Annotated in this window: 5 protein-coding genes; 3 read left to right on the top strand and 2 right to left on the bottom strand. The window is 30.8% G+C overall.

What is annotated here, in order from left to right; translation table 11 throughout:
• The coding region (locus AC1DUA_RS33935; RefSeq protein ID WP_477503932.1) for a restriction endonuclease subunit S at nucleotides 1–252 on the top strand (252 nt) is incomplete at its 5' end.
• Between the two features lie 52 nt (nucleotides 253–304).
• Here AC1DUA_RS33935 and AC1DUA_RS33940 read toward each other — a convergent pair.
• Both AC1DUA_RS33940 and AC1DUA_RS33945 read right to left on the bottom strand, forming a co-directional pair.
• Entirely contained in the window at nucleotides 305–514 is a 210-nt protein-coding gene (locus AC1DUA_RS33940; protein WP_477503933.1) for a hypothetical protein, read from the bottom strand.
• A gap of 15 nt (nucleotides 515–529) precedes the next feature.
• Nucleotides 530–1,273, bottom strand: coding sequence for a hypothetical protein (locus AC1DUA_RS33945; protein ID WP_477503934.1), 744 nt, complete (start codon nucleotides 1,271–1,273; stop codon nucleotides 530–532).
• A gap of 140 nt (nucleotides 1,274–1,413) precedes the next feature.
• On the opposite strand from AC1DUA_RS33945, the gene AC1DUA_RS33950 reads away from it, so the two are divergent.
• On the top strand, nucleotides 1,414–2,409 hold the full coding sequence (locus tag AC1DUA_RS33950) for a restriction endonuclease (RefSeq protein ID WP_477503935.1): 996 nt from the start codon (nucleotides 1,414–1,416) through the stop codon (nucleotides 2,407–2,409).
• A partial coding sequence (locus AC1DUA_RS33955; protein WP_477503936.1) for an NACHT domain-containing protein occupies nucleotides 2,396–3,251 on the top strand: 856 nt, incomplete at its 3' end. The genes AC1DUA_RS33950 and AC1DUA_RS33955, both read left to right, overlap by 14 nt.

Here is a 3,251-nt window from a genome sequence, read left to right on the forward strand (position 1 = left end):
GGTGTAAACTTGACCCAAGAAGGGTTCTTAAATATACAAATAATAATGCCAAGCCTCTCTGAGCAAGAAGAGATAGTTCGTTTGCTAGATGGATTGCTTGAGAAAGAGCGAAAAGTAAAGGATTTAACCAATATTATTGATAAAATTGATCTTATAAAGAAAGCTATCTTAGCTAGTGCTTTCCGTGGTGGACTGGGAACGAATGATCCAGGCGAGGAAAATGGATTGGAACTTCTAAAAGAGCTACTATAATAATCTATGTAAAAGCTTATAAAACGGCGCCTTAATAGGTGCCGTTTGTCATCTAAACAACCCTAAACTCACAATTCTCCTTCAGAAAATATCCTCCAGCCATCTTCACTGATATCTCACAATGAGATTCAATAACTCCACCTTCAAATATTTGTTCAAGTATCCCTTTTGTATTCCTTTGAAAAACACCAACATAGGCTCTGTTGTGTATTGCAGCATCCAAGTGAGCGTCAGTATCAAGATGAAATCCAGCTTTGAACATAATGAACCTCCATAATTAATCCTTTTTGTATTTTACCAATGAGTTTTCTTTTGGGTAGTAGACGTAGGCTGGAAAAGTAACTGACTTACGGTTAACGGGATAATTAGTCATAATGTGCCTCTCGCTATCAAACATATAAATAAAATATAGGTTTTTAAGTTCCTCTTCAACAAGATTAACTGGTATTTTTTCAATTTTATAAGTCGGTGATATTGGTTTATTAAATGATTTATAAATAAATCTATAAATATAAAATAAGAGTGTAAAGAAGATAAATATTGAGCCTATTATTACAAGTAAATTCGAGTATTGCTTTGTGTAAAAAAAATTAACTAGATACTTTTGATTTAATGCTGAACTGAAGAATGATAAAAATAAAATCAAAGCAAGACTTGTAATAATAACGAAATTTACTAGTTTTGATCTTAATAACACGCCAAATAGAGAAAGTAACCAAGAAACAACTAAGAATATTCCTGTAATAATAATTAATCCAATATCAATTGTAATAAAAATATATTGTGACATAGCTGACATTTTAGAGTAATCGAAAAATATGCTTGGAATAACTATTGTTAGAACAAGAATTAATGAGACTGATATGATCTCCAGGAAATCATCCCAATCTCTATTATTTTTTGGTGTTAGTAATATATCTATTACTGTTTTGTTTGTTGAAGTAATGTTGAATTTAATTAATACAAAGGCAACGGTTATTAGTGGGGCTACTTTTAACAAAATTTCAATGATTCCAGACATGTGTTCTTTACTCCTATTATGGATATATTTGGTTGTAAGTTTAATATACCATAAGACCTAGTTCTAAAGATACAAAAATTGCCTATTCAGGTCGAATGTGGTGTGGTAAAATTAGGGAAAAACCTTGAAGGAAGATAACTATGAACGGTATAAAATTAAAAAGAAAAATATCTGACCTAATAAAAGTTACGACACATGCATTTCAGGATGATTCAATAGAAGATATTTGTAATAATTCTCGTAAAGCTGCGGAAGCTGTTTGTAAAGCGATTATCTTTGATCATTACGGAGAACAATTGGGTGAAGACATAATTTTGGGGAAGAAGGATACTCAAGGAAACCCAAAGCCTAAAGTTAAAGAATTAGATCTAGCATCTTTAACACAAATAGTTATAGAAAGTCAACCAGGTAAAAGAATAATTAATGATAAACGGTTAAGGCAAATGGTTGAAACTTATTTGGAAACTATAAGAGTTCATGGAAACCCGGCATCGCATGATACAAATAGTAACAGTGATATAGTAATGCCACTGCATGCTAATACAGTAAGATTAGCTCTAATTAATTTAATTAAGTGGTTTTTTGAAGGATATCTTGAAGATACGCTTCCTTTGAGTTTATTAGATTTTACAAAATCATTTGATTCTGTAGAACAAATGTCATCTGCTCTTACACCAGAATTAACTTTACTAAGAAAACATAAGAAAGAACTTAAAGAATGGTTTGAAGCACTAGACTATACCTTTGATAGTTTTGAAATTGAAAATGATGAATCATTTATGTTTATATTAAAAATTCCTGGTAGACGCGGGTCCACTTTAAGTATATTTATCTATGGAATAACATCGGAAACGAAAGTACAACAAATTACAGAATTAGCTGATGTAACTTCATACCATGACTGTGATGAAGGTTGGATAGTAACAAATTCTAAAGTTAGTAAAGCTGCTAGGGAATATGCTGAGGAAAATAAAGATAAGAATGTATTCTGTTATAATTTTGATGAACTGATTGAGGAGACAATAGACTTTTCTAACTATTTTAATTGGGTTGAAAATGAAATCAATAGAAAAGAGATTGAAAAGTATTTTATACCACTATCTTGTGAGATTCTCTGCTTTTATGCAACTAAATAAAATGGGAAAACTATTGCTAATTTTTGATGGATTTGATGAGATGGCTGATAAAGTAAATAAGCAAAAAATGATTGATAATTTTTGGGAGCTTGCATCAGTAATAAAAGGAAACTCTAAAGTTATACTTACTTGCCGAAATGAACATTTTCCTCAAATTAAAGAAGGAAGATCTCTTCTTAATGCTGAACTTAAAGAATCTACAAAACAACTTACAGGAGAAAGTCCACAGTTTGAGGTACTCGAATTATTAAAGTTTGAAAATCATCAAATAAGAAAACTGTTATCAATACATACAAATGAACCAACTGTTGAGTTAATAATGGAAAATAACGAAATTTTAGATTTGTTAAGTCGGCCTATTATGATTGATCTTATTATTGATTCAATTAAAGAAATAGAACTCAATAAACCAATTGATATGGCGAGGATATACTTATATGCTACAAGACGTAAAATGGAAAGAGATATTAAACATGCTAGAACCTTTACATCGCTTGCCGACAAGTTATATTTTTTATGTGAACTTTCATGGGAAATGATTGCGAATGACAAATTATCAATAAATTACAAAGAGTTTCCGGATGTTATTAATAGATTATTTGGAAATAGAGTAAATGATACAGAGATTGATTATTGGAGATATGACTTGCGTGGACAAACAATACTTATAATAGATGAAGAGGATGGTTACTATAAACCTGCTCACAAATCTTTTCTTGAGTATTTTGTTGCTTACAAATTTGCAGCTGAGCTGGGTACCTTACCAGATGATTTTTTGGAATGTGCTCAAAAACAATCTCATGTTGATGGGTCAGAAAATTCAAAGCCATACACATGGAGTT

The organism is Paenibacillus sp. 01T422 (assembly GCF_056398785.1).